At 63.6% G+C, this 26,616-nt stretch carries 26 protein-coding genes; 21 read left to right on the plus strand and 5 right to left on the minus strand.

The genetic code is table 11. The annotated features are described in order from the left end of the window. Positions 1-71 precede the first annotated feature (71 nt). Positions 72-1,526, plus strand: coding sequence for an EsaB/YukD family protein (locus CGLAU_RS01195; RefSeq protein WP_095659116.1), 1,455 nt, complete (start codon positions 72-74; stop codon positions 1,524-1,526). A gap of 13 nt (positions 1,527-1,539) precedes the next feature. Here the strand turns inward: CGLAU_RS01195 and CGLAU_RS01200 are convergent, their stop codons facing one another. Continuing rightward, positions 1,540-2,274, minus strand: coding sequence for a hypothetical protein (locus CGLAU_RS01200; RefSeq protein ID WP_095659117.1), 735 nt, complete (start codon positions 2,272-2,274; stop codon positions 1,540-1,542). 799 nt (positions 2,275-3,073) lie between these two features. On the opposite strand from CGLAU_RS01200, the gene CGLAU_RS12580 reads away from it, so the two are divergent. The 4 genes from CGLAU_RS12580 (at position 3,074) to mshA (ending at position 6,807) form a co-directional block, all read left to right on the plus strand. Continuing rightward, a complete protein-coding gene (locus CGLAU_RS12580) occupies positions 3,074-4,081 on the plus strand; it encodes a nucleotide-binding protein (RefSeq protein WP_095659119.1) in 1,008 nt (335 codons plus the stop codon). 64 nt (positions 4,082-4,145) lie between these two features. After that, positions 4,146-4,724: a lysozyme family protein gene (locus CGLAU_RS01215; RefSeq protein WP_232507143.1), complete on the plus strand. Its 579-nt coding sequence runs from the start codon at positions 4,146-4,148 to the stop codon at positions 4,722-4,724. Positions 4,725-5,191: 467 nt separating this feature from the next. Next, complete coding sequence (locus CGLAU_RS01220; protein WP_095659120.1) at positions 5,192-5,476, plus strand: hypothetical protein; 285 nt, start codon at positions 5,192-5,194, stop codon at positions 5,474-5,476. 68 nt (positions 5,477-5,544) lie between these two features. Beyond that, positions 5,545-6,807, plus strand: a complete 1,263-nt coding sequence (mshA, locus tag CGLAU_RS01225; RefSeq protein ID WP_095659121.1) for a D-inositol-3-phosphate glycosyltransferase — start codon at positions 5,545-5,547, stop codon at positions 6,805-6,807. A 21-nt stretch (positions 6,808-6,828) separates the two neighbouring features. Here the strand turns inward: mshA and CGLAU_RS01230 are convergent, their stop codons facing one another. Both CGLAU_RS01230 and CGLAU_RS01235 read right to left on the minus strand, forming a co-directional pair. Beyond that, positions 6,829-8,010 (minus strand): chymotrypsin family serine protease, encoded by a 1,182-nt coding sequence (locus CGLAU_RS01230; protein WP_095659122.1) that lies wholly within the window; start codon positions 8,008-8,010, stop codon positions 6,829-6,831. 48 nt (positions 8,011-8,058) lie between these two features. Then, positions 8,059-9,198, minus strand: coding sequence for a chymotrypsin family serine protease (locus CGLAU_RS01235; protein ID WP_095659123.1), 1,140 nt, complete (start codon positions 9,196-9,198; stop codon positions 8,059-8,061). Positions 9,199-9,233: 35 nt separating this feature from the next. Between CGLAU_RS01235 and CGLAU_RS01240 the strand changes: the two genes are divergently transcribed. From CGLAU_RS01240 to CGLAU_RS01250, 3 genes are read left to right on the plus strand one after another with little or no spacing between them, the layout of a single operon-like run. Next, positions 9,234-9,980, plus strand: coding sequence for a phosphoglyceromutase (locus tag CGLAU_RS01240; RefSeq protein ID WP_095660964.1), 747 nt, complete (start codon positions 9,234-9,236; stop codon positions 9,978-9,980). 7 nt (positions 9,981-9,987) lie between these two features. Beyond that, positions 9,988-11,157 (plus strand): sensor histidine kinase, encoded by a 1,170-nt coding sequence (locus CGLAU_RS01245; RefSeq protein ID WP_095659124.1) that lies wholly within the window; start codon positions 9,988-9,990, stop codon positions 11,155-11,157. Positions 11,158-11,166: 9 nt separating this feature from the next. Next, a complete protein-coding gene (locus tag CGLAU_RS01250) occupies positions 11,167-11,856 on the plus strand; it encodes a response regulator transcription factor (RefSeq protein ID WP_095659125.1) in 690 nt (229 codons plus the stop codon). Between the two features lie 20 nt (positions 11,857-11,876). Here CGLAU_RS01250 and CGLAU_RS01255 read toward each other — a convergent pair whose 3' ends face one another. After that, a complete protein-coding gene (locus CGLAU_RS01255; RefSeq protein WP_095659126.1) occupies positions 11,877-12,782 on the minus strand; it encodes a hypothetical protein in 906 nt (301 codons plus the stop codon). Between the two features lie 33 nt (positions 12,783-12,815). Here CGLAU_RS01255 and CGLAU_RS01260 point away from each other — a divergent pair, with 33 nt between their 5' ends. From CGLAU_RS01260 to CGLAU_RS01280, 5 genes are all read left to right on the plus strand, one after another. Further along, positions 12,816-13,769: a Ppx/GppA family phosphatase gene (locus CGLAU_RS01260; RefSeq protein WP_095660965.1), complete on the plus strand. Its 954-nt coding sequence runs from the start codon at positions 12,816-12,818 to the stop codon at positions 13,767-13,769. Further along, positions 13,769-14,689, plus strand: a complete 921-nt coding sequence (locus CGLAU_RS12445) for a hypothetical protein (protein WP_232507144.1) — start codon at positions 13,769-13,771, stop codon at positions 14,687-14,689. Before CGLAU_RS01260 ends, CGLAU_RS12445 begins: the two co-directional genes overlap by 1 nt. 33 nt (positions 14,690-14,722) lie before the next feature. Then, entirely contained in the window at positions 14,723-15,529 is an 807-nt protein-coding gene (gene proC, locus CGLAU_RS01270; protein ID WP_095659127.1) for a pyrroline-5-carboxylate reductase, read from the plus strand. Between the two features lie 182 nt (positions 15,530-15,711). Next, positions 15,712-15,915, plus strand: a complete 204-nt coding sequence (locus tag CGLAU_RS01275; RefSeq protein WP_095660966.1) for a helix-turn-helix domain-containing protein — start codon at positions 15,712-15,714, stop codon at positions 15,913-15,915. A gap of 179 nt (positions 15,916-16,094) precedes the next feature. Continuing rightward, the gene (locus tag CGLAU_RS01280; protein ID WP_003855542.1) at positions 16,095-16,196 is read left to right on the plus strand and encodes a 30S ribosomal protein bS22; all 102 of its coding nucleotides are present in this window, start codon (positions 16,095-16,097) and stop codon (positions 16,194-16,196) included. 81 nt (positions 16,197-16,277) lie between these two features. Here the strand turns inward: CGLAU_RS01280 and CGLAU_RS01285 are convergent, their stop codons facing one another. Then, the gene (locus CGLAU_RS01285; protein WP_095659128.1) at positions 16,278-17,288 is read right to left on the minus strand and encodes an HAD family hydrolase; all 1,011 of its coding nucleotides are present in this window, start codon (positions 17,286-17,288) and stop codon (positions 16,278-16,280) included. A gap of 94 nt (positions 17,289-17,382) precedes the next feature. Between CGLAU_RS01285 and CGLAU_RS01290 the strand changes: the two genes are divergently transcribed. From CGLAU_RS01290 to CGLAU_RS01325, 8 genes are all read left to right on the plus strand, one after another. Beyond that, positions 17,383-17,619 carry a glutaredoxin family protein gene (locus tag CGLAU_RS01290; protein WP_095659129.1) on the plus strand — a complete coding sequence of 79 codons (237 nt, stop codon included), beginning with the start codon at positions 17,383-17,385 and terminating at the stop codon, positions 17,617-17,619. 45 nt (positions 17,620-17,664) lie between these two features. Next, complete coding sequence (locus tag CGLAU_RS01295; protein WP_095659130.1) at positions 17,665-18,990, plus strand: glutamyl-tRNA reductase; 1,326 nt, start codon at positions 17,665-17,667, stop codon at positions 18,988-18,990. Next, entirely contained in the window at positions 18,987-19,877 is an 891-nt protein-coding gene (gene hemC, locus CGLAU_RS01300; protein ID WP_095659131.1) for a hydroxymethylbilane synthase, read from the plus strand. Before CGLAU_RS01295 ends, hemC begins: the two co-directional genes overlap by 4 nt. Positions 19,878-20,013: 136 nt before the next feature. Beyond that, complete coding sequence (locus CGLAU_RS01305) at positions 20,014-21,750, plus strand: uroporphyrinogen-III synthase (protein ID WP_095659132.1); 1,737 nt, start codon at positions 20,014-20,016, stop codon at positions 21,748-21,750. Between the two features lie 21 nt (positions 21,751-21,771). Next, positions 21,772-22,797 (plus strand): porphobilinogen synthase, encoded by a 1,026-nt coding sequence (gene hemB, locus CGLAU_RS01310; RefSeq protein WP_095659133.1) that lies wholly within the window; start codon positions 21,772-21,774, stop codon positions 22,795-22,797. 18 nt (positions 22,798-22,815) lie between these two features. Then, positions 22,816-23,445, plus strand: a complete 630-nt coding sequence (locus CGLAU_RS01315) for a hypothetical protein (protein ID WP_095659134.1) — start codon at positions 22,816-22,818, stop codon at positions 23,443-23,445. A gap of 9 nt (positions 23,446-23,454) precedes the next feature. Continuing rightward, on the plus strand, positions 23,455-23,949 hold the full coding sequence (locus CGLAU_RS01320) for a hypothetical protein (RefSeq protein WP_095659135.1): 495 nt from the start codon (positions 23,455-23,457) through the stop codon (positions 23,947-23,949). A gap of 15 nt (positions 23,950-23,964) precedes the next feature. Further along, positions 23,965-26,607 (plus strand): heavy metal translocating P-type ATPase, encoded by a 2,643-nt coding sequence (locus CGLAU_RS01325; protein ID WP_095659136.1) that lies wholly within the window; start codon positions 23,965-23,967, stop codon positions 26,605-26,607. The last annotated feature ends 9 nt before the right edge of the window (positions 26,608-26,616 follow it).

Below are 26,616 nucleotides of genomic sequence, written 5' to 3' on the forward strand. Positions count from 1 at the left end.
TAAGCCACGGTAAGAATTGACTAAGAGGCACTTCGCGGTCGCATCAGGGCGGGTATGAAACGATAGGGGGCATGAGCGACACCTTCGTCCGCGTGAGCGTTTTCTACGCAGACCGGCAACTTGACGTGAGTTTGCCCATGGGTCGTCCCGCGGTGGACATCGTGGGTGACGTTGTTGATCTGTTCAACCACGATGCAGCCAGCAATGATTCAGGGGATCCGCAGAAGGCAATTTCGACGACGGATACCCACACGTGGGTGCTCTCAACCAGCAAGGTCGGCACCATCGAGCCGCATGCCACCTTGGCGGAATATGGAATCCAGGACGGCGACAGGTTGCATCTCACGCGGCGGGAAGAGGCCGCGCACACGCCTTTCGTGGACGATGCGATCGCAGAGGTGCGGGCGACGATCGACGCGGCGCAGTGGGGATGGTCGGGCAGCATGCGCTCGAGCAGCGCACTTGCAACATTTGTTGCGGGTTTGGCCGCAGCTGGCGCTATTGCTGCAGCCGGAATCTGGAACGCAACACTGCCGCTAGATGCTACCCAGTGGATCCAAATATGCATCGTGGTTGCAACCGCAGCGATTGGGCTCGGCATGGCATTGTGGCGCAAGCACGAATGGATGCGCTATCTGGGCTACGCCGTGCCCGCCACCACTGTGCTCCTCACCCGCGTGTTTTTGGCGCAGCTGCCGCTGGAACAGTCAGTGCCTTGGACGGTTGCCGCGGTGGCGTTGAGTACGGCAATAGCGGTGTGGGCTGCGGGGCGGAATGAACCAGCAAGTGGGACGGCAGGTATCACCGCCGCTCTTGGCGTTGCGGCGGGGGCCGCACTGGTAGCTGGCGGAACCATGCTGGGCGCGAATATCTTTGCCATCTTCGCGTGGTCGGCGTGGTTGCCCGTTTTCCTCCTGCTTGCTGCGCCCACGATGGGGCTAAATGCAACTGGCCTTCCAGCCCTGATTCGGCAAAACGACACAGGTGACCCGGTTGCCCGTGAAACGATTCGTGTGCACGCGCGTCGCGCTGAGGCAGTGAGTCGCGGAGTCGCATGGGCTGCTGCCGGGCTCGCCCTCGCCGCGGCGGCTTGCTTGTCCGCGAGCCCGGTGTGGCAGCACGGTCTCATTGTGCTGCTGCTGACGGCAGCGGTTCTGCTGCGACAGAACGGCTTTGCCGACGCTCGAGCTGTGGGGGTGCTCTCGTTCGTCGGCGTTGTTTCCCTGGCTTTAGTAGCTGGCTCGTTTGTCCGTTGGTACCGCAACGATTGGCACCCGTTGGCGCAGCCGACCGTTTGGTGGGCGCCCACGCAATCCTCGGAGCCGTGGATATGGGGCGCGGCGATCTTGACGTTGGCTGTGGCGCTACTAGTCATGTTGGCTCTGCAACTGCGTGAGCGCGATGAGGTACAAGCAGCCCGCGCTGCACGGGTAATTAACACCGTTGATGTCTTGGTGTGCCTGGCGGTGATCCCGGGAATACTCGCTGCGCAAGGGCTGTATCAGTACTACTGGGCGACAACATAGCCGGGTTTGATTCTTACTTGACTCCCGGTCTCTGCTCAGGATAAAGGCGTGTGAGTAAGCGGTTGTACTGAATAACCGCGACTGGGTCAGTTGGCAATGTGACACGGTCGCGCGCGGTCGTCGACGCTTTAGGGGAGGGTAGCGTCAGTGTGTCAGGTGCATCGGAGTCGCTGGGAGTAGCGCCGACCTTGACCACGCTTACCCGACCCTGACGCGCAGCATCGCTGAGATGATGGCCGCGTTGGTAGAGCCACGCGTGGTCGGTGTGGAATTTATCCGCCAGCAGCAAGACATGGGTGGCCATGGAAGTGCCGGTAGCAATCACGTCGCTACCGCAGGTGAATGGCAAATCAATCACCGCCACGGGCCACCGGTGCGCCGCTCGGCGTACCGCTGAAAGGAGCGTCTCCGGTTCGAGGGGCTGCGGGAAGCGGCGCGAAGTACTCAGGAGAACGGTGCTACCTGCGGTGTCAGCGTGAGTCTCGATTGTGGTGCGGCGTAGCCCCCATCCGGGCAATGTGGTCAGCCCCTCGAGGTCGCCACCGTCGCCTGCGCCAAGTGGACCGCGCAATGGCTGATTGAGACCATCGGCGTCGATAGCGACTACCGGAAGGCGGATTGCGGCGCTGAGCACGTTTGCGACGACTGCTGTGGTGGGAGTAGTCAGCATCTGCTCGCTCAGCGAGGCGACAGCAATAATCGCCGGGCGATCCGTATCTTGCGGGCTTTTGCGCTGGGACTGCGCCACTGCGTTCGACCATACGAGGCGACGCGGAACCGCAAGAAGGGAAGATAAACCCAAGTGTCAGTCACCGCCTAAGACTCGACATCCGGACAACCGGCGTTACCATTATCTTTCTGAGACTATTTTAAGGATACCTTCGCCTCTCTGTTACCCACGAGGAGGCGGAAAGACTTCGAAGGAGCCCCAGATGACTAACCGTGATGATTCCAACCCGCACCTTCCTTCATGGCTGCAGGTGCAGCCTTCAAACACACCTGGGGTTTCCAATCCGAGCCAGGCCGGGGAGGGGACAAATTCGAACGAGTTCTCTCGGCCAGATTCGCCAGCTTACGGCGGTACAGAGTCGCCGGCGTCGCGAGAGGTCGGCCAACCCGATCAGTCAGGTTTTGGATCCGCGACTGGGGGAGCTTGGCCGCAACGAGAGCAGCCACAGCGAGATCAACGGCGAAGCGATGTTGGGCGCCATGCGCAACAGGAAACCCATGAACCTCCTCGCTCGGCGAAGAATTCAAACGTGTGGTGGCGGCCAGAACAAGATGCTCCTTTAGACACGTCGGAAACGGGCAGCTCTGTTTGGGGGAGCCAACAACGCCCCGAAGGGAAGCGGCCTGACACTCCATCGCAGAACGACGCTGCGGCGCAGCGAGACGCACAGCCTGAACGACGCGCTGAACAACCGCAGCAGCCGGCCCTCCAAGACCCTCAACAGCCTTCGCAGCCCTCGGGTGGCCCTTGGGTTGGTGCGCCACGTCCCGCTCAGCCTCAAGCGGGGCAGCCGAAGCAATCAGAGATGGGACAACAAATGGGCAGCAGTTTTGCCTCAGGTCACCCTGGGCCGAGTAATGGTCCCGCCGAGCCTCGTGAACAGGTCGATCTGCAGCCGCCTACGGCGCTTGGTCAGGACAATCTGGTGAACCCCGTCAAGGCCGCGCCAAAGAAAGGGTGGCGCAAGATGGTGCACTCCATGTCAGCGGGAAAGGTTAACCCGGGTGGTTCCCGTACCGAGCTCGAAGAGGATCGGCTTCTGGAAGCTGTGCGGGCACCGCTGCGCGGGGATTACCGGATCGCCGTAATGTCACTGAAAGGCGGTGTGGGAAAAACCACCACCACCGTGGCATTAGGAGGAGTATTCGCAAAAGAACGCGGTGACCGCGTCATTGCAATCGATGCCAACCCGGATCTCGGTACCTTGGCACAACGCGCCGCCGCACCTGGCCCTGCCACAATCCGTGATCTATTGAACGCAGGTGACACCTCGCGCTACCCCCAGGTTCGCGCGTTCACCAACCAAGCCACCTCTCGTCTGGAGGTGATTGGAAGTGAGCGCGACCCGGCTGTCTCGGAGGCGTTTAGCGAACTGGACTACCGGCGTGCAATCGACATTCTCCAGCACCACTACAACGTGATCTTGACCGATTGCGGCACGGGGTTGATGCACTCGGCCATGTCGGGAGTTCTGGATCTTGCAAACTCGCTAGTGCTGGTAACTTCACCTGCTCTTGACGGTGCACAATCTGCCTCGGCGACGTTGGATTGGCTCACAATGCACGGGTATGACCAGCTTGCAGCAAACTCAGTTGTGGTGGTTTCATCCTCTGCGCCGGGCAAGCCGACCGTGGATCTTGACCAACTGATTGAGCATTTCCGCGCGCGCACCCGCGCAGTTCACGTGATTCCGTATGACCGCCACCTGGCTGAAGGAGCGGTGGTGGATATCGATCTGCTAGCGCGCCCCACCTTGACTGCATACCGCCAGCTGGCTGCCACTGTGGCGGAGGACTTTGGGTCGTGGCATAGGCATGCGAAGTGATCGCCGGGTACTTACCAGCTTCGCGCTCGTAGCTACAGTGCCCCTTCTGGGGTGCGCGCCGCGCTTGGAGCCGCCTGAGCCACAACGGTTTCCCCAGATCGAAGTGGTCGCGGATTGGTCCCGTCAACGCGCTGCACCATACGGCATTCCTGAACGCCAGTTGATGGCGTACGCCTACGCAGCTTTGCAGGTGGAGTCGCAGTCCGGATGCACGGTCGGATGGCCCACCATTGCTGCGATTGGGCAGGTCGCCTCGGATCACGGGCGGGTCGAAGGATCGGAGGTAGGTGAAGACGGTTTAACGACTGAAAAGCTTCGCGGCCTTGAAGTGATGCAGTTGCCGCCGATTGTGGTTTCGGACACTGATAGTGGTGCGACGGATGGCGATGATACCCAGGATGTTGCAGTCGGGCCGATGCAAATAATGCCGTCACGCTGGGAGCAGTTCGCGGCAAGCCCAGAGCCAGGGCGCACGCCTGACCCAGATAACATCGACGATGCAGCGTTGACTGCCGCGCATATCTTGTGTGCGGCGGGGGACCCTTCGAGCCCGGAGGGGTGGGATGAAGGAGTCAAGCGTTTCTTCTACAGTCCGGAGGCAGTCATGGAAGTTCACCGCGTGGCAAGCGAGCTTTCGAGGTAGACCGTGAGCAAAGCTGGAGAGACGAAGTTGACTGAGCCTGGCCAACCGTGCGTGCGCGTCGAGGCAACTTGGATAGGTAAGGTTGCTGTCGGCATGTGCGCGGTAGCGTCATCAGCCTTCATATTGACTGGGTGTGGCGAGCCAGGGGCGGCTAAAGACGATGTAGTGGTCCAGCAGATCCCGCCATTGGGTGAGTTACCTCCGCTGCCCACGAGCTATTTCCCGCCGGAGGAAGAACCGACACCGGAAGTCGCACCGCAGCCAGCGCCACCCCCGGCCGCTCCCGCGCCGGTGGCCACACCTTTGCCTGCACCCGCCCCTCAGGCCCCAACAACTGCGCCAACAGTGACTGTGACACACGTTGAATCTCCGCCGGCGGCCCCGCAGCCTGGCCCTGTTGAAGAGGCAATCGCTGAGTTCATCCGAGATTTGACGTAGTACGAGTACAAGAAAGGGCTGAAGCTCCGATGTCTGAGCCGAATGAAACGCAGTCTTCCACGCAAACCCACAACGAATCTGAAAATACGCGTCGGGTACCCACCCCGGCGGCGCGCAAGGATCCCCGCCTTGCTGTGCAGGCGGAAAAGCTGCGAATCGCTTCGCTTACCCAGGCCATCCGTTTTGGGGAGCAAGCATCGGGGGTAACTCCGCGGCGGGTAGGCATTCTGATTGGTTCTGCGGCGATCGGTGCCGTGCTGCTCGGTGGCACCATCGGTCTGTCCGCTCTGCTCCAGTGGTTGGAACGGCGATAACCCATAACCCATAACCAAAGCCCCGTCAGACGCGCAGCGTCCTCGACCAACCGCGCTACCCTTTCTCTATGCGCGTCGCCATGATCTCCATGCACACCTCCCCGCTTGAGCAGCCGGGGACGGGTGATGCGGGCGGGATGAACGTCTACATCCACAACACCGCCGCCCAGCTTGCGAAAAGCGGGGTAGAGGTCGACGTGTTCACCCGCGCAACACGCCCCAGCCAGGGCGAGATCGTGGAGGTGGAGCCCGGCTACCGCGTGATCAACATTGTCGCCGGGCCTTATGACGGCCTGGACAAAGAGGAGCTGCCCACCCAGCTCGCCGCGTTCGCGGGCGGCATCGTGCAATTCGCCCGTGCCAACGGCGGCACCTACGACCTCATCCACTCTCACTACTGGCTCTCCGGCCAGGTCGGTTGGCTGCTCGCGGATCTAGTGGGCGTGCCGCTGGTGCACACTGGGCACACGTGGGCTGCGGTAAAGAACGCCGCCGGCAGCGACACCACCGAATCCGAAGCCCGCCGCATCTGTGAGCAGCAGCTGGTGGACAACGCGACAACCCTCGTGGTCAACACCGAGGACGAGACGACCCAGCTCTCCCGCTTCTACGACGTTGACCCGGCGAAGATCGCGGTGGTGAGCCCCGGCGCCGACACGCAGCTTTACACCCCCGGCACCAACCGCAACACCGAACGGGCACGCCGTGAGCTCGGCGTCCCGGTGCACGCGAAGATCGTCGCGTTCGTCGGGCGGCTGCAGGATTTCAAGGGCCCGCAGGTCCTCCTGCGCGCGATGGGCGAGGTCGCACGCCGCGGCAACGTGAGCAAACCGCTGCGCGTGCTCATGTGCGGCGGCGCGTCCGGCAGCGGCGCGAGTGAGCAGCGCTACCGCGACATCGCCCGCGAGGAAGGCATCGACACCATCACCCGGTTCCTCGGACCGCGCCCGCCCCAGGAGCTCGTCAGCGTCTACCAAGCCGCCGACATCGTCGCCATCCCCAGCTACAACGAAAGCTTCGGCCTTGTTGCGGTGGAAGCCCAGGCCACAGGCACCCCAGTGGTCGCTGCTCGCGTCGGGGGCCTCCCGCTCGCCGTTGCGGAGGGAGAGACAGGGCTGCTTGTCGACGGCCACGAGACCCCCGCCTGGGCCCAGGCCATCGAGCAATTGCTTGTCGACGACTCCTTGCGCCTGAGCATGGCGCTCAACGCCACCAGCCACGCTGCGAAGTTCAGCTGGGCCGTTTCAGCCAAAGAGCTGCGCTCGGTCTACGCCGAGACGCTGGAGCACTTCGTGCCGGGCGCCGACACCCGGCAGGCCGGCGGGGTTTAACAGGAGGGATTCAACCCGCGTTTAGAACAGAATCTCGTCCAGGGTGCTGCCGATCAGGCCATCTACCCTGAGCTCCGCGACCTCGCCGCCCCAGTACCCGATCTGGCCGGAATGGTGCTCGACTGCCCGCTGGATCTCTTCCGGGTTGATCTGGCCGCGCGCGGCGTCATCCGCAAGGCGGGTGGCCTCTTGCTGGGCTGCGTCTGTGGCCTTGCGCAACTCAGTATCCGGGTCGGTGATTGACGGGTTTGGGTTGAGCTCCTGGACTGCTTGGCCGATGCGGAAGTTTTCGTCGTTAAGCGTGGTGAACTCGGCGTGCGGCGCGGTGGAAGCATCGACGGTGAAGTGGTCGTTGACCTGCCCGTCCGGCACACCGTACGCGGACTCCACGATTGAGTCGGCGGTCTGAGCCTTGTAGATCGGGCCGAAGTGCACAGAAGTCACGCCGAGGATTGCGCCGTCGCGCGGGTCGAAGTTCACCCCGCCGGAATCGCCGGAGTCGTACCCCAAGTTCACGCTGTAGATCGTGTCATGGGTCCGCGCGACCTGGGTGCCACAGCCCCGGCCGTTGGTCGCGCCGTCCTTGCAGATTGGCTGGCCCAAGTTGTCGAACGCGAACGCGCCGGGCGCAAGAGCCGGGTAGTCGCGGATGTGGGTAAGTACTACCGGCTCCCCGAGCTTCGCGCCGTCCTTGGCGCGAGAGTCGCTCACCGCGCTGGTGGGTACGCCCTCATCGATGCTCACTACGGCCCAGTCGACCGCGCGCAGCGGGTCGAGGGGGTTTGCGCTGTTCAAAATCTCCGGCGGAATCGGGGAGAGGGTGGTCAACTGGCCGATTCGCTGGTACGACTCGCCCACTGGAACGGAGACTTCGCCAGTTGGCGCAGCGCTGGGGTCGCCGGCTCCGTCGCCGATCGCCAAGAAGCAGTGCGCGGCGGTCAGCATGACGTGGTGGGTTTCCCCGTTGGGAGTGCGCACGGTGCCGATCGGGCCCTGCGAACACGCTCCCTTCGAAGCCTCTGGCGGAACGTTGACCTGGTCTCCGTATTTGTTCACGGTGATCGTCGACGGGGCTTCAGCAGGGAAGACTCGGAACGGCCCTCCCGGAGCCGCGAGGGCAGGTTCTTGGGCGGCGGCAATTGTTGGGCTGAGCAGGGCGGAAACGGCGGCGCAGGCCGCGATCGCGAGAGTACGTGTATGCATGCCGCCCAAGCGTAATCACGTGAGCTCCCGCGCGCTCTTAGCGCCTTCTTAATTGAGCCAGGAATTGATTTCCTGCGCCAATGCCACGTCAGCCCACTTCGAAATCTCGCCCGCGTGGTGCTCCGCGGTGTTTTGGATCTCGCGCGGATCGATGTTGCCGCCGAGGGCTTTCTCCCCGAGTTGGCGCGCATCTTGCTGTGCGTTTGCGGTGGCCGTCTCCAGCTCGGCGCGGCCGTCCGGAGGCTGGATGTCCGGGTTCATCGCACTGATTTCAGCATCGATGCGCACGGATTCCTCCCCCGATGGCACGAACGCCGTGTGCGGTGCGGTCGAATCGGTGAGAACAAAGTAGTTGTTCACCTCGCCGTCGGGGATGCCGTAGGCATCTTCCAGGATGCGGTCCGCGGGCTGCAGCTTGCCCAGTGGGCCAAGTGCCATGGATGTCACGCCGAGAATCGCGCCGTCGCGCGGGTCGAAGTTCACCCCGCCGGAATCGCCCTCGAGGTAATAGAGGTCCCAGCTGTAGATGCCGTTGCGGGTGCGCGCGAGCTGGGTGCCGCAGCTGCGCCCGGAGGTGGCGCCGTCTTTGCAGATTGGCTGGCCAAAGTTGTCGAAGACGATCTCCCCGTGCTGAAGCGTCGGCAGGTCCCGGATGCCGGTCAGTTCGACTGGTTCGCCGTAGACCCCGCCGTCCGAGTCGCGCGAGAAGGAGACCCGGGTGGCGTTGACCGAGTCGTCGATAAGCACAATGCCCCAGTCGGCCGTGCGGGCCGAGAGAATGGGATCCGATAAGTCGTAGGTGGATTCCGGCATGACGTTCGACGCGATGCGCTCGCCGATGCGGGCGTAGCCGGATTCGAGCGGCACGAAGACCTCGCCCTTGACCTCCGGTAATCCCGGCATCGTGTTCACGCAGTGTGACGCGGTGAGCATCACGCGCTGCGTTTTTCCGTCCGGTGTGGTGAGGGTGCCGGTGGGACCCTGTGAACAGGTCATGGCGAAAGTTTCGGGCGGTACCTTCAGGTCGCCCACGGGAGAGGGCACGGTTTGCGGCGGATCCTTCGGCGGCACTCGGAACGGACCTCCGGGGGCCGCGAGTGCGGGTTCGGCAGCTGCGGCGGTGGTCGGAGCGACTATCGCAGCGGTAACGAGAAGGCTGGCGGTGAGAGCGAAAATCTTGCGACGCATGACGCCCGAGTCTAAACCGTGGCATGCTGGAAATCATGGGTAACGGAAAGCTAATTCTCGTACGTCACGGACAGAGTGAGTGGAACAAATCCAACCAGTTCACTGGGTGGGTCGACGTTGACCTGACCGAGCAGGGCGAGGCCGAAGCGGTCAATGCCGGCAAGCTCATGGTGGAGAAGGATGTCTTGCCGGACATCGTTTTCACCTCGCTGCTGCGGCGCGCAATTCGCACTGCGAACATTTCGTTGAATGCGGCCGACCGTCACTGGATCCCGGTGGTGCGCAACTGGCGTCTGAACGAGCGTCATTACGGCAAGCTGCAGGGTCTGAACAAGGCTGAGATCCGCGAGGAGTACGGCGAAGAGCAGTTCATGGAATGGCGCCGTTCCTACGACACCCCGCCGCCGGAGATTGAGACGGACAACGAGTACGCCCAGACCGACGACCCGCGTTACCAGTTCCTGCCCGAGGTGCCGCGCACCGAGTGCCTGAAGGACGTTGTCGAGCGCTTCCAGCCGTACTACGAGTCCGAGATTCTTCCGCAGGTGCTTGAGGGCAAGAATGTCATGCTCGCTGCGCACGGCAATTCGCTGCGCGCGCTGGTGAAATACCTGGACAACATCTCCGACGACGACATTGCCGGCCTGAACATCCCGACTGGCATGCCGCTGGTTTACGAGATCGGGGAGCGCGGCAAGGTGCTCAACCCGGGCGGCACCTACCTGGATCCGGAGGCTGCCGAAGCTGGCGCCGCCGCAGTAGCGAACCAAGGACAAAAGTAGCCCGAGTTTGTCACCGTTTCTCGCTTTTCTCCTCGGTGTCGTTGTCACCGCGCTTGCGGTCTGGGCGTACAACCGCATCGCGCGGTGGCGTGACCGCAACCGCGAGCACCTCACCGAGGATGAAAGCCGTGTCAACACCGTCAGCCAGCTGCTCAACCTTGCGGTGCAAGGATCTCCAACCGGCATCGCGATCATGAACCGCAGTGGCCGCGTACTCATGTCCAACTCGCGTGCGCACGACATGTCGATCGTGCACGACCGCTCGATCAACCCCGAGGTGTGGGACACCGCCCAGCTGGCTTTCGATGACCTCGAGACCCACACCATTGATTTGGATCTGCCACGCCGAGCCACCGGCAGCCGCATCCGCAACGTCTCCGTGGTGGTGAAGCCGCTTGCGCTCACCCACAACGCGTATGTCATTGCGTACGCCACGGATGAGAGCGAAAACGTGCGCATGGAATCCGCTCGCCGCGACTTCGTGGCAAACGTTTCGCACGAACTCAAGACCCCCGTCGGTGGCATGTCGCTGCTCGCGGAAGCGCTGCTGCAGGATCCGTCAGACGAGGTGATGGTGGAGCACTTCGGCGAAAAGCTGCTCAAGGAATCCCACCGCATGGGCGACATGATCGCCGATCTCATCAGCCTGTCCAAGCTGCAGGGCGCGGAGGCACTCCCGGAAATGTCGCCGGTGCGCATCGACGACGTTATCGATGAGGCAATGACCCGCAACCAGGTCACCGCCGACAACCGGGAGATCACGCTGACCCGCAGCCCCGCCACCGGCATCGAGGTGGTGGGCGATCAATCCCTGCTCACCGCCGCGGTGTCCAACTTGGTCTCTAACGCGATCAATTACTCGCCTAACGGCCAACCGGTAAGCATCTCGCAGAAGGTGGTGCGCGAGGATGTCGTGCTGGTGCGGGTCACTGACCGCGGCATCGGTATCGCCCCGGAGGATCAAAAACGCGTCTTCGAGCGCTTCTACCGCGTGGACAAAGCGCGCTCCCGCTCGACCGGGGGCACTGGTTTGGGATTGGCCATTGTGAAGCACGTCGTGGCCAACCACGGCGGTAATATCAAGTTGTGGTCGCGCCCCGGGACTGGGTCGACGTTCACCATCGAGCTGCCGATCTATCAGCCTGCTTCCACCCCCGCAGCACACAGGAAGGACTAGGAGAAATCCATGACGACCATCCTCATCGTTGAAGATGAAGAATCCTTGGCTGAGCCACTGGCCTACCTGCTGCAAAAAGAAGGCTTTGAAACTTTGCTGGCCACCGACGGCACGGCCGCGCTTGAGCTGTTCAGCGACGAAGTCGTCGACCTGGTTCTGCTCGACCTCATGCTGCCGGGCATGAGCGGCACAGACGTATGCCGCAAGCTGCGCAGCGAATCCGACGTGCCCATCATCATGGTCACCGCGCGCGACAGCGAAATAGATAAGGTCGTGGGCCTTGAGCTCGGCGCGGACGATTACGTGACCAAGCCGTACTCCACCCGTGAGCTGGTCGCCCGCATCCGCGCGGTGCTGCGCCGCGGCCCCGAGGTGGAAGAGCTCGATGAGCTGGACGACCAGATCCTCGAGGCGGGCCGCGTCCGCATGGACGTCGAGCGCCACACCGTGCTTGTCGACGGCCAGCCGGTTGCCATGCCACTCAAAGAATTCGACCTGCTTGAGTGCCTCATGCGCAACGCCGGACGCGTGCTCACCCGCGGCCAGCTCATCGACCGCATCTGGGGCGCGGACTACGTCGGCGACACCAAAACCCTCGACGTGCATGTCAAGCGCCTGCGCACCAAGATCGAGCAGGAGCCGTCGCGCCCGAAGCAGCTGGTCACGGTCCGCGGCTTGGGCTACAAGTTCGAGGCTTAAGCGGCTTAAGAGAACAAAGCTTAACGACGGCGCGTGGCTGGATGCGTAGCCTTCACCTCAGCCGGCAGAGCCGCCCTGGCTTCGCAGTGTGCGGCGAGGAGCGCGTAGGGTTTCTCACCGATCAGTGCCTTAAGCTCGTCTTTCATTGAAACCCACACCGGCTCCAACGTGCCGTCGGCCTGCGGGGCGTGGCACGTTGGATCTCCGGTGCACCACCAGTCGAAGTCCTCGCCACCGCCGCCCCACTGGCGCCGGTCGTATTCGCCAATGGTGGTGCGCAGAATCTCTTGACCGTCGGGGCGTTCCTCCCACGAGTCCTCGCGCGAAAACGGCACCTGCCAGCAGACTTCAGGTTTAGAGCCCACGATGTTGCGGCCTTCTGCCATGGCCCATTGGTGCAGTGCGCAGCCGGGGCCGGTTTCGGCACCCTGGCGGTTGGCGAAGATGCACGCGCCGTCGACAAGCTTGGTTTTGATGTGGGGACCGTCATCGTCGCTGTCTTCGGTGGGTTCTTCCTCGTCCCATTCCAGCCATGGCTCGAGCTCGGTCGGGTCAGCGTTGGCGATGTAGGAATCGACGTCGTCGGGGCGCAATTGCCAGTACTTCGCGGGCATCTCGGCGACGGCGTTGTAGAGATCGTCTTGATCCGACTCGTCGGAGAGGTACGCACCGTGGATGCAGCAGCCCACGACGGGGAACGACTCGTCGATGCCGTGGCACTGTGGCGTGCCGAAGCGGCACGACCACGTCGACTCGGCCCACGTGAGGTCGATGGAGAAGTAGTGGTGCGGGTCGTCTGGGTGGATGAACTCAAACCACTCGCGCGGAAAGTCCGGCGGAACCTCCCACCCGGCGGTGATGGAGCGCCCGGCGGGGGAGTCTGTAGGGAATCCGAGGAAAACGGGATTCGGGCCAGGTTGATTCACACCTTGGTACCGTAGACCCGTTAATCTTTGACTGTGCGTTTAGGTGTATTGGATGTAGGCAGCAACACCGTCCACTTGGTCGCGGTCGATGCCCACAGTGGTGGTCGCCCTAGCCCGATGTCGGACTGGAAGCAGCCGCTGCGCCTCGTGGAGCAGTTGGATAAGAAAGGCAACATCGAGGACAAGGGTGTTGACAAGCTTATCGACGCAGTGCAGGAGGCCGCCGACCTCTCCGATAACCTCAGGTGCGAAGAATTTCTTGCCTTCGCCACTTCCGCGGTGCGCTCGGCAACGAATGCCGAGGACGTGCTGAAGCGCGTAGAGAAGAAGACCGGGGTGCGCCTGCGCGTGATCTCGGGCGAGGAAGAGGCGAAGCTGACGTTTCTCGCGGTTCGCCGCTGGCACGGCTGGTCGGCTGGCCGCATCACCAACTTGGACATCGGTGGCGGTTCTCTTGAAATGTCCACCGGTACTGAGGAAACACCCGACTTGGCGGTGTCGCTCGACCTGGGTGCGGGCCGTCTGACCCACGAGTGGTTTGATAGCGACCCGCCGGAACGCAAAAAGATCAACCTGTTGCGTGACTACATCGATGCTGAGTTGGCGGAGCCTGCGGAGCAGTTCAAGGCGTTTGGCGAAGCTGGTCTTGCGGTGGGCACGTCGAAGACCTTCCGTTCGCTTGCGCGGTTGACGGGTGCCGCCCCGTCTTCGGCTGGCCCATACGTCAAGCGCACCTTGACGGCGCCAGGTTTGCGCCAGCTCATCGCGTTCATTTCCCGCATGACTGCGGCGGACCGTGCGGAGCTGGAAGGCATTAACTCAGATCGCTCGCACCAAATTGTTGCCGGCGCGCTGGTGGCGGAAGCAGCCATGCGCGCATTGAATATTGATAAGTTAGAGATCTGCCCATGGGCGCTGCGTGAAGGTGTGATCTTGAAATGGATGGATCACACGAACGCCGGAGGAGATGAAGGAGAGGACGCATAATGTCTGAGGAGAAGCAGCTCACAGTTGCGGAGATCCTCGCCAGGGCTCAACAGGAAAACCCTGACGCAGGCAAGCGCCGTCGCCACCGCCGCAGCATCGAGGAGGGCGGTGTCACCGTCGCGGAACTCACCGGCTCTTTAAAGAAAGTTGATGCTCGACCTGCGGAATCCAAGCACTCCAGCGTGCCAATCGACGCCCCTGAAGAGCCGGAGGCAGTGGAGCAATCCCACGCAGCGGAACCGAAGTTCGAACAAGCTCAACCGGCTGAGCCGAGGAAAGCGGCTTCGACCCGCATCGACGTTGCGCCAGAGGCTGCCCCTGAGGCAAAGCCACAGTCGACGTCTTCCCGCATTACGATTGCGCCGGCGCCCGTGGAAAAGGACTCCAGCGAGAAGGCTCCCGCCGACGAGACTGCGGTGATTCAAAAGGTCGAGGTTGCCGAGGAACCGGCAGCAAAGCCCACTCCGGCACCGGCAGCGGCCAGTGAGCCGAAAGCGTTTCCGGCTGCGCCCGTGAAGGAACGTGACCTCAAGGAGGAACCGGTCCAGCCTCTCGTGCCGGATTCGGAGACGGCGCGTAGCGCAGCGCCGTCTCGCGCCGCGGCGGTGGAGCAAGGCGAGTCCGACCCCTTCGACGAGGGTGTGCCGGCCGAACAGATCGAGGTTGAGGAAGAAACGATCAACCCGATCGTGCTGGTGCTGTTGATTTTCCTGGGCGTGATTGCCGGTATTCTCGGCTTCCTCGTGTTCCAGTGGGTCTGGGCTAACACCGGAACCGCTGTGGCCGTCGGTTCGGCAATTGCGTTCGTGATCCTTGTCCTCTTCGGTGTGCGAGCGCTGCGCACCGGCAAGGACGGGCTGACCATGACTATGGCGGGCATTGCCGCAGCGGTCGCTGCGTTCGGGCCGGCGCTCCTCTAACGATTGCTCCCATGTGGCCTAGGCTTGGCGCACATGGACAAAGTTGCAATCATCGGCGCCGGCAAGATCGGCGAAGCACTGATCTCAGGCATGGTCGCCTCGGGTGTTGATCCGCGCACGATCGTGGCCACGAACCGCAGCGAGGAGCGTTCCGCATACCTGCGTGAGACCTACGGGATCGAGGTGGAGTCGGACAACCGCTTGGCTGTGGCCGACGCGGACGCGGTGGTGTTGTGCGTGAAGCCAGCGCAGATCGTGTCCGTGCTCGAAGAGATCAACGATGGCCTCGACGAAGCCGATGACGCAGCGGTCATTATCTCGATGGCTGCGGGCATCACGCTGACCGCGATGGAAGGCGCTGTGGCGTCAGCCGGCGCTCCGATTGTTCGCGTCATGCCGAATACCCCGATGCTGGTCGGCCAGGGCGTGCTTGCCGTCGCGTACGGGCGCTATGTTTCCGACGAGCAGCGCGAGGGTGTGCGCACCATGCTGGGGGCCGCCGGCAAGGTTGTCGAGGTCGACGAGAAACAAATGGACGCTGTTACCGCGGTGTCCGGGTCTGGCCCGGCGTATTTCTTCCTGCTCACTGAGGCGCTCATCGATGCCGGAGTGTCCCTGGGTCTGTCGCGGGAACTCGCCACCGAGTTGGCAACCGCGACCGCAGCTGGGGCGGGCTCCATGCTTCAAGCCAACCCTGATCCGGTTGCCCTTCGCGCCGGGGTATCGTCTCCGGCCGGTACGACCGCCGCTGCGATCCGCGAATTCGAGGAATCGGGGCTGCGTGGCGCCGTGTACCGCGCGGCTGAGGCAAGCGCAGCTCGCTCCGCCGAGATCGTATAAACATCCTTAATCCCACTTTTCACACCAGGATTCATCAGCAAACATCAAACACTTTTGAAAAATCACCCACTTGAGTCGCGGTGCGCACACCTTTCACGCTAGGCTGGTTCAAGCACGTGCGTGTCCGTTCTGTGGGAGGGGAAGCCTACAGCGCGCCAGGTGTGCGAAAGGTTGAATTCAACATGGCAAATGAAGAGAAGGGTAAGTTCCTTACCGTCGCGGAAGTCGCGGAGATCATGCGCGTTTCCAAGATGACTGTGTACCGTCTCGTGCACTCTGGCGAACTGCCGGCCGTGCGCGTGGGCCGCTCGTTCCGCGTGAACGAGACCGCAGTCAATGAGTACCTCGAGTCCTCGGTCTATGACGTGGGAACGGATGCGTCGTAAAGCAATTGCTTATCGACGGTTTCCCCTCCGGCGCTAGACCCACCTTGCGTGAGCTGGCGCCGGACTTTTTTGTCTTGGTGCACGCGGGCTGTAATATTTAGCGCATTCACGTCGGCGCAGCCCGGGAACCGCGTCGGCGATGTGAAGTACATGTACGAAACAAGAAACGAGGCAGCCCTATGGGTTCAGTGATTAAGAAGCGTCGCAAGCGCATGTCGAAGAAGAAGCACCGCAAGATGCTTCGTCGCACCCGTGTTCAGCGTCGCAAGCTGGGCAAGTAAAAAACCGCTGGTTTCCCACATCAGGCACACCGCCTGGTGCGGTTTTGCGTTTCACAGGCGGTGCGGCCACAACAGATTCAGCTACCGCCGCCGATGCCGGATGCTGAGGGCGGCGCCGGCGAGCGCCGCAGCGGGTAGCAGGTATGAGCGCACCATGCGGCGCATTGAGCGGTAGTCCCGGACTGGCCAGCCGCGTTCTTTCGCGTGTTTGCGCAGGGCCCGGTCCGGGTTAATCGCTACCGGGGCGCCGACCATTTCCAGCATCGGCAGGTCGTTGATGCTGTCTGAGTAAGCAGTGCACTTTTCAAGATCAAGCTGCTGGATCGCGGCAAGTGCTGCGACCGCGTGCTGCTTGCCGGGGCCATGGAGAATGTCGCCCACGAGCCGGCCGGTGAATACGCCGTCTTCTTCCTCGGCCACCGTGCCGAGAGCGCCGGTGAAACCGAGGCGCTCGGCAAGGGCTTGCCCAATCTGCACCGGGGTCGCGGAGACGAGCCAGACTTGCTGGCCGGCAGCGATGTGCATGGAAGCTAGCTCGATGGTTGCCTGGTAGGCCTTGTCCAACATCTGGCGATCCACGATGTCCTTGCAAAGCTCCTGCAGCTCGGCCACGGACTTGCCTTTGACCAAACTCAGCGCTTGCTCGCGGCCGGAGGCGATATCGTCAGCGCTTTCCTTGCCGGACACGCGGTAACGGATCTGCTTCGTCAGAGCGGGCAGGAGTTCTCGCAGCGAAATGTAGCGCCGCTTTGCCAGTTCCTCGGCGAGCAAGATAAGCGAGGAGCCCTGGATCAGGGTGTTGTCCACGTCGAAGAACGCCGCCGCCCCGACGTCTTGCGGCACGTCCGGGTCGCGCGGGGTGAGTTCGGGTCGGCCGGCGGTCTCAAACGCGCCGCCCACAGAATCCACGCCGAGGGTGAACTCCTCCAGGTCCAAGCCGAAGGTTTCTTGGATCGCCGCTGCAGCGGCGGCTTCACCGGCGGCTCGCTGATGTTCTTCACCGATCGGGGGGAGCGCCAGATCCTCGAAGAAGCGGCGGAGGTTGCCGTGGGAGACAGACCACTGCGCGAGCAATTCATTCGGCTGGGCCATTGGTGTGCGTCACCGACTTTCTGCAAGCATTGGCGTAAGTGTTAGCGTGAAAAGTTAGCGAAAGTCATGGTACCGCGACGAGGAAGGCGAGCAGATGAAGACGGTCGAGCTCATGGTGCGGGCTTCCTGTGGGTCTTGCGCTCGGGTGGCAGCGCAGATCCAACCGGTCGTCGATAAGCATGCTGCCTCCTTTTCCCTGGTTGATGTAGATGCTGACTTGGAGCTGGCTGCAGAATACGGTGACCGGGTGCCGGTAGTGGTTATCGACGGCGAGGAATTCGCGTGCTGGGAAGTGGATAACCAAGAGCTGGCTGAGGAGCTCGCCCGCTAGCGGGCTATACTTTCGTTTGATGTGTGGCGTGGACGGAGGAATTGCGTGAGCGTACTTGTTGTGGGGATGTCCCATCGCTCCGCGCCCGTTGCGCTCCTTGAGCGCATAAGCATGGATGAGACCGTGCAGGAGGATGCTGGTGCGGCGTTGGTCGCGCAAGCGTCGATTAGCGAGGCGCTGATCATCTCCACCTGCAACCGCTTGGAGATCTACGCGGTGACTAACGCGTTCCATGCCGGGGTGGAGGATGTGCTTGAGGTGCTCGCGGACATCTCCGGGGTCTCCGAGGCGGAGCTTCGCACTTATTTGTATGTCCGCTACGCCGATGCGGCGGCGCAGCACATGTTCTCTGTGGCCTCGGGCTTGGACTCGATGGTGGTGGGCGAGCAGCAGATCATCGGTCAGGTGCGCGCCTCGTACCTGGACGCTGCCGAGCGCGGCACCGTCGGGCCTGCGCTGCATTCGCTCGCGCAAACCGCGCTGCACACCGGCAAGCGCGTCCACGCTGAAACCGGCATCGACGACGCGGGCGGCTCCATGGTCACCTTCGCGCTCGACGAGGCGGAAAAAGTCATGGGCAGCGATTTTGCCGGCAAGACCGCACTCGTGCTGGGTGCCGGGGCGATGAGCTCGCTGGCTGCCACACAGCTAGGCAAGCGCGGGGTGCGCAAGCTGATCATTGCCAACCGCACCCGCTCGCGCGCGGAACGCCTCGCCGAGCACGCCCGCGAGGCCGGGGTGGCGGCCGAGGTGGTGGACTTCAACGCCCGCACCGGTGCGCTCTCGCGCGCCGACATCACGGTTTCCGCGACCGCCTCGGACGGGTTCACCATCACCGCCGACGACCTCTCCGGCCCCGCGGTCCTGGTGGATCTCTCGCTGCCGCGCGACATCGCGGACGACGTGACGCAACGCGACGGCATCCACCTGATCAACATCGAGTACCTGCACACCACGCGCGGCGGCGTGGACTCCGAAGATTCGCTCGCGTTGCGCCAGGCCCAGGCCATTGTCGCCGAAGAAGTAGAGACGTTCAGCTCGCAGCAGCGCGTGCGCGATATTGCCCCTGCCGTGGCGCGCCTGCGCCGCACTGCGGGCGAGGTTCAGGACTTCGAGCTGCAACGCTTGCGCACGAAGCTCCCAGACCTGAGTGAGGAGGACTTCGACCAGGTCACCCGCACCGTCAAGCGTGTCGTGGACAAGCTGCTGCACACCCCGACCGTGAAGATCAAGGAGCTCGCCGCGACCAGCGAGCAAGTCAGCGTGGAAACGGTGATTGAGGAGTTGTTCGGGCTCGGCCGCTCTTCCGTCGCCATCGACGCGCAGCGCCTCCCACGCCCGGAAGAATTGCAATTGAAGGAGCACATGTGACGTTGCGCATCGGCACTCGCGGGTCCCACCTCGCCACAACCCAGTCGGGGCACATTCAAGCAATGCTTATCGACGAAGGGTTTGACGCGGAACTCCACGTAGTGGTGACGCCGGGGGACAGGTCGCAGGCTCCCGTCGAGCGCATCGGTGTCGGTGTGTTCACCTCGGCGCTCCGCGACGCGTTGTTTGACGGCGGCGTCGACGTGGCTGTCCACTCCTTCAAAGACCTCCCGACCGCGGATGAGCCGCGCGCGCACCTCATCGTGCCGAAGCGCGAGGACAACCGCGAGGCGCTGATCGCGCGCGACCAGCTGACCCTGGCGGAGCTGCCGGAGGGTGCGAAGGTGGGCACGTCTGCCCCGCGCCGCATCTCGCAGCTGCGGGCAATGCGCCCGGACCTGGATATTCGTCCCCTGCGCGGCAACATCGAGCGCCGGATGAACTACGTGACCACCGGCGAACTCGACGCGATTGTGCTGGCGTACGCAGGTCTGGCTCGCGGCGGGTACGGCAACCGCGCGACCGAACTGTTCGACCCGGAAGTGTTCATGCCGGCGCCCGCCCAAGGTGCGCTTGCGGTGGAGTGCCGCTCGGACGACGCCGACACCCGCGCCGCGGTCGACCGCCTCATCGACCCGTCTGCGACGGCGGAGGCGACCGCAGAGCGCCAAGTACTGGCCACCTTGGAGGCGGGCTGCACCGCGCCCGTAGCCTCGTACGCCACCGTCGATACGCAAAGCGGCCAGCTCACGCTCCATGGCGGGGTGTTCGCGCTCGACGGCTCGGCCCAGATGGTGGAAAGCGCTGCTGGTGATGATCCGGTTGCGCTCGGGCGTGAGGTTGCCGCGGCACTGCTCGAACGCGGTGCAGCGGAGATCATGCGCTAGCACCGGCGTTTTTGTTTCCCGGCACTTCCACCTTAAGGTGGAGCTACCATACGTTTATTTGTCTCGGCGTCACCGGGTCGCTTAAAGCGCCCAAGATCGCCGGGACTGCTATTTGTGCCATAGAAAAGATCATTTGATGACTTCGGAGACAAACATGCAGCCGACGGGGAAAATCATCTTCGTTGGTGCAGGTCCGGGCAACCCTGATCTGTTGACCATCCGCGCCCGCGAGGTGTTGGAATCCAATGCTATCGCGCTGGTTGATCCGGATGTGTCTCAGGGTGTCCGAAATGTCGTCGCCACGGCACTCGAGGTGCCGAAGGCGAAGCTGGACGAGGCAAACGCCGCTTACGAGAAGCTGGTGGCGGAGGCCAAAGAGGCCGGCGCTCGGCGCAAACCAGCTCGCCCGGATGATCCCACTGCTGCGGAGATCGCTGAGGTGGAGTTGGGCGTTGAAGGGATCGTCGACAAGCTTCAAGCTGCTCTTGACTCTTCTGCTGCTGCGATTGAGCGAGGTGAGGGTGGCGACGGTGATGTGATCCGCCTGGTGTGCGGCAATCCGCTCACCCGCGACTCTGTCATGGCCGAGGTTTCGGCTGTCGCGGCTGCCGGCCTGGAGTTCCAGGTGGTGCCGGGCATGAGCTTGCCGTCGACGGTGCCGTCGTTCGCCGGTATCGCACTCGGGTCCACGTTCACCGAGACGGACCTGGCCAACGAGTCGGTGGACTGGGATCAGCTTGCGAACGCGCCGCAGCCGCTGGTGTTCCAAGCCACGCAAGAGCACCTGGAGGAGATGGCGACGCAGCTGATGGACCGCGGTTTCGCCGGTTCGACTGCGCTGACGGTGACCACCAACGGCACGACGCGCCTGCAGCGCACCTTCGACGCGACGCTGCAAACCGTGGGCAAGCTCGACGCGGAGCTCACCGGTTCCCTGGTGGTCACGTTGGGCACCGCGCCCGACGAGCGCGCGAAATACTCCTGGTGGGAAAACCGCCCGCTGTACGGGTGGCGGGTGCTGGTGCCGCGCGCGAAGGAGCAGGCCGGCCCGATGAACGCTCGTCTGAGCTCGTACGGCGCGATCCCGCAATCGGTGCCGACGATTTCCATGGAGCCGCCGCGCAACCCCGCGCAGATGGACCGCGCGATCAAGGGCATTGTTGAAGGCCGCTACCAGTGGGTGGTGTTCACCTCCACTAACGCGGTTGACGCGGTGTGGGACAAGTTCGAGGAACTGGGCCTGGACGCGCGCTCGTTTGCCGGCGTGCACTTGGCGGCGGTGGGGCAAAAGACCGCGGACGCGATCCGTGCGCGCGGCATGTTCCCCGAGGTCGTGCCGCACCGTACGAAGCAAAACGCCGCCGGTCTGGTGGACGTGTTCCCGGAGTACGTCGAGGACATTGATCCGGTCTCGCGCGTGCTGTTGCCGCGCGCTGACCTGGGCACCGACGTGCTTGTCGACGGCCTTGTGGAAAAGGGCTGGGAGGTCGACGACGTGGTTGCGTACCGCACCGTGCGCGCCGCCCCGCCTGCGCCGGAAGTGCGCGACATGATCAAGACCGGCGGGTTCGACGCAGTGTGCTTCACCTCCGCGTCCACCGTGAAGAATCTGGTGGGGATCGCGGGTAAACCGCACCAGCGCACCATCATTGCCTGCATCGGGCCCATGGCTGCGGCGGAGGCGCGCGAGCAGGGCTTGCGTGTGGACGTTGTGCCGGAGGTCGCAGACGTGCCCTCGCTTGTCGACGCCTTGGCGGCCCACGTTGCCGACCTGCGCGCCGCCGGCCAGCTGCCGCCGCCACGCAAGAAGCGCCGCGCTCGTCGTAAAGCGTCGGAAGATGCTGCGCAGCCCGCCGAATCGGCGCAGGACTAGGCCCGTCCTAAGATGGGGCGCATGGTGTTTGACCCGCAGACCTATTTCAATCCCCGCCGTCCACGCCGCCTGCGGCAGACCCCGCAGCTGCGTGCGCTGACGGCGGAAACGCGCCTGGACCCGGCGGATTTCATCCTGCCGGTGTTCGTGGCCGACGGCATCACGGAAAAGCGCGAGATTTCGTCCATGCCCGGGGTGTTCCAACACACCACGGATTCGCTCAAAGCGCTTTGCCACGAGGCACTCGAGGCCGGAGTGACCTGCGTCGACGTTTTCGGAGTGCCGGAGGACGCCGCGAAAGACGCCGAAGGTTCGATCGCGTGGGACCCAGACGGGGTGCTTAACCGCGGTCTCGCCGCGCTGCGTGAGGAGTTCGGCGATGACCTGCTCATCATGGCGGACACCTGCCTCGATGAGTTCACCGACCACGGCCACTGCGGCGTGGTCGCCACAGACCGCTTCGGGCGCCAGGTAGTGGACAACGACGCCACTCTCGAGCTCTACGCGAAGATGGCGCTCGCCCAGGCCGAGGCCGGGGCGCACATCGTGAGCCCGTCCGGGATGATGGACGGCCAGATCGGCGTGATCCGCGAGGCGCTCGACGAAGCCGGCTTTACAGACGTGGCCATCATGGCGTACTCGGCGAAGTACGCCTCAAAGTTCTTCGGCCCGTTCCGCGACGCGGTCGGCTCGTCGCTGACCGGGGACCGCCGCACCTACCAGCAGGATCCGGCGAACATCCGCGAGTCGCTGCTCGAAGTTGAGCTAGATCTCGACGAAGGTGCCGACTTTGTCTTGGTGAAACCGGCCATGCCGTACCTCGATGTGCTGTCTCAGGTTGCCGCGATGTCCCCGGTGCCGGTGGCGGCATACCAAGTCTCCGGCGAATACTCGATGCTGGTTGCCGCAGGTCAAAACGGCTGGATCGACTTCCACGACACGATGATGGAAGCGCTGATTGGCATCAAGCGCGCCGGTGCAGACCAGATCCTCACCTACTACGCCATCGAAGCTTCCCGCGCGCTGCGGGCGGCCGGTGGGCGATAGGCATTAAGGAGCCACACCATGGTGAGTCTTCCCCCGATCAACCCCAACTCCGCGTCGCATGTGGAGCCAAAGGCGGTCGACGAGGCGTCGACAAGCAAAAAGGGTTCCAAGCCTGAGGCCGTGAGATTCATGCTGGGGTGCTGGGCTGCGATGATTCTCGGGGAGCTTTTGCACCAGATCCTGCAAATTGTGGGCATCGTGATCGACCCGGCACCCCTGCGTGAGGCCTCTCGTGAGGCTGCGCGCGGGCAAGAGGGTGCCCTGTCTGATTCGGTGATGAATGCGGCGATGTGGTCATCCGTGGCGATCATGGCGCTGATTCAGCTGGCGATTCTGGCGATGTTCACCGCCGCGCTGCTGGCGCTGAACAAGCAGAAGCGGTGGGCACCGAACGCGCGCCGGCTGCTGCAGATCTTTGGCATCTTCTTCGGCATCCGCGCGCTGGCGCTGTTCATGACGCACCCAACGTCGACGGCAATCCCAATGGCGTTCTACGGCTTTGACGGCGTGGTGCAGATTTTGGTTGCCGTGGCAGGTGGTCTGGGCGTGTTCTACGCTTCGCAAAGGGAGTCGATCCAGTGGGCCGAGGCTGGCGTACCGCCTGAGCAGCGCGACAAGCGCGGCCCAGGTCCGCTCGGCGGCAAGTAAAGGAGTCTCATGGCGGGCATGTTTCCGACGCTGGTGTCGGACCCGAACGACCGGAACCGGCGCTTCATTGGCACTGTTGGCGACACTTGGCCGCAGCCGCTGCGGATGTCCTACTGGCTCTACCTTGTTGCGGCGGTGTTTATGCTGGTCACCGGCATGCTCATGATCGCCGCTGGCATGCCCGAAGGACTCAGCGCGGAGGCGCTGCAATTCTTCCGCACGAACATGTACCTCGTGGCCGTTGGAAACCTGGTGCTGGCCGTGTGCATCACCGCCGCCGCGTCCTTTCTGCAGCAGGGTTCGAAGCGGGCGCGCACGGTGCTGAGCGTGTGCGTGGGCCTTGCCATGTTCCTCAACTTCGCCGGGTTCTTTGTCAAGGTCTCCAGCTGGGCCGGGTTTGTCATCGTGTTCGTTCTCGCGTTCGCGGTGTTCTTCATGTTCCGGCCGGCGTCGAACGCGTTCATCGCTGAGCGCAGCGGCGACCCCTGGCTGGGGCTGAAGTAGGCAGGGGTCGCAGACGTGGCCGAAGACCATTCCAAAGACCTCTCGCGCTCGATTGCGCTGGCACGCGACGCCGCGAAGCTCGCCGGCGTAGAAACCGACCCCGAGGCGGTGCGCGAAGCAGAAGGCGACCGCAACCGCACGAACGCCTCCTACGCCTTTGAACTTGAAGGCGTGGAGGACGGCCCGCAGCTGGGCACCATCGAGGCCGCGTTGGAATCCGTACCAGGCGTCACCGCGCAACTGGTGTACTCCACTTCAATGGCGTGGATCACCGCGCCAGTGGACCTGGACCCGCAAAGCCTGGAAGAGCTCATCGCGTCCTTCGGTGTGAAAGCCACGATGACGGATTCCACGCTGCGCCGCCGCCAGCTGCTCGCCAATTCACCAGAGCGCCATACGCTGCGCCAAACCAACCACGGTGTCTCGGAGCGCGTGCGGAAGCGCCGCCGGCTCGTCGCCGCAGACCTTTCAGCCGCGCGCGAAGCAGGATTTTTGCGCCGCACCGAGCCGAAAGCCGACCAGGAATCCGACTTTGACGTGCTGTTCACGGCCCGCGACCTGGTCACGCCCACGAGGTTGATCGCGGCAATCGTGCTGTCTCTCCCGGTCATCGTCTTGTCGTACTTGCCCGCGCTGCAGTTTGACGGCTGGCAGTGGGTCGCCTTCGCCCTGGCCACCCCGGTTGTGCTGTGGTGCGCGTTTCCCTTCCACCGGGCGATGGCGGGCGGCGTGCGCCGCGGTATCTCCGCACTCGACGGCGCAAGCTCCGTCGCCATCATCGCAGCCTATCTGTGGTCGCTTATCGCGCTGCTGTTCACCCCAGCAGGAGACATCGGCTGGACTTCCTCCGGCGGATGGTTGCCCACACGCCGCGGCGACGAGCTCGAGATCTTCCTTGACGTGTCGTGCGGTATTACTGCGATGCTGCTGATCGGACGTTACTTCACCAAACGCGTCGGCGAGAACCTCGTCGATGCCATGCGCCGCTTAACACCCGGCCCGGAGGAGGAATACGAGGTCACCCGCCGCGGGCGTGGCGAGGACGCACTCTTGCCCGCCAGCGAAATCAACCGCGGCGATGACCTCGTCCTCACCCCGGGCAAGGTGGTTCCGGTCGATGGAGAAGTCATCGGCGGCAGCGCCACAGTGCACTATTTGCTTGTCGACGGCTCCTCGCACCCGACATTGAAAGTCGGCGACAGCATCGCTGCCGGCACAGTTATTGAGAGCGGCCGGGTGAAGGTACGCGCGAAACGCATCGGCCACGCGACGCGATGGGCGTCCGTGAGCCGGTGGGTGGCTGACGCCTCGAAACGTGAGAACGAGGCGACGGCGGTATCAACGCATTCAGCGGGCATGCTGATTCCGGCTGCGTATGTGCTTGCCCTGCTCGACTTCGGCATGTGGGTGCTTCTCACCGGCGACTACAACGCGGCATTCTCCACCGCGCTGGCGATCCTTGCGGTTGTCGCACCGGTCGCGTTGGCGATCTCGCCGGCGCTTGCGACCCGCAACGGAATCGAGGCTGCCGCGCGTAACGGCATCCTGGTGCGAGACGGTGCCGTGCTGCGACGAGCTGAAGAGATAGACACCGTGGTGTTCAACCGGGTGGGCACGCTGGTCGAGCCAGAAATGACGGTGGAAACCATCACCGCCGCCCAAGGCGAGGACGTCGACCTGGTGCTGCTCATCGCCGCGGCGCTGCTGGTGGACTCGAACCACCCGTCGGCGCGAGCGATTGTCGCCGCCGCGCGCGAGGCCAAGGATCACGGCACTCCGTGGCGCGTGGAGCCGGAGGGCGCCGAGGTGAACCAGGACGGTAGCTGCGCTGGTCGCGTGGTTGCCCGCCGGGTGGATACTGGCGATGCGTTGGACACCTTGGATGTTGCCGGCAAGGTAGGCGTTGCGGGCGCGGTAGAGAACGAGGCGGCCGACTCGGGTGAAACGGAGGCCACCCGCCTCGACGCGCGGCTGTGGCGACCGACCAACCTCTCTCAGCTCAGCGGCCGGCTTGCGCTGGCGGCGACGAGCGGCGGTACACCGATCGTGGTGCGCTACAAAGGACGCGACCGCGGCGTGATCACGCTGCACGACCCGTTCAAGGCGGACGCTGCCGACGCGGTGTACCAGCTGGAGAAGATGGGTATAACCACCGTCATGCTCTCGCGCGACACCTACGCGGTGGCGCGCAGGTTTGCCGACGTCCTCGGCATCACCTCTGTGCTGGCGGGGATCACGGCCCAAAACAAGCCTGCCGCGGTCCGGCAGGTACACACCCGCGGGGCGAACGTGGCGATGGTGGGCAGCGCGTCTGTGATGGACGTGGTCAAGGTCGCCGACGTGGGCATCATCTACTCCGACGACGAGTTCTTCGAGGCTGGGCACGCGCGTCCCGGGGCAGAGGTGGATGCGGTGATCATGCGCGACGATGTGAGTGCAGTACCCCAGCTCCTCGAGCACGGCAGACGGGTGAGCCGCATCATCGACTCCAACATGGTGCTGGCCGGGGTGTACAACGGCGTGGCGGTAGTCCTTGCGGCGCTCGCTATCCTCCCTCCGATGGGCGCGACGCTGCTCATGCTTGGCAGCTCGCTGGTGATTGAATACCGCTCCCGCCGCGCGGGCCGCTTCCCGCAGTCTGGAGGCTTTAGGCCGTAGGTGCGGCCG

It is taken from the genome of Corynebacterium glaucum, from assembly GCF_002287505.1.
Classification (GTDB): Bacteria; Actinomycetota; Actinomycetes; order Mycobacteriales; family Mycobacteriaceae; genus Corynebacterium; species Corynebacterium glaucum.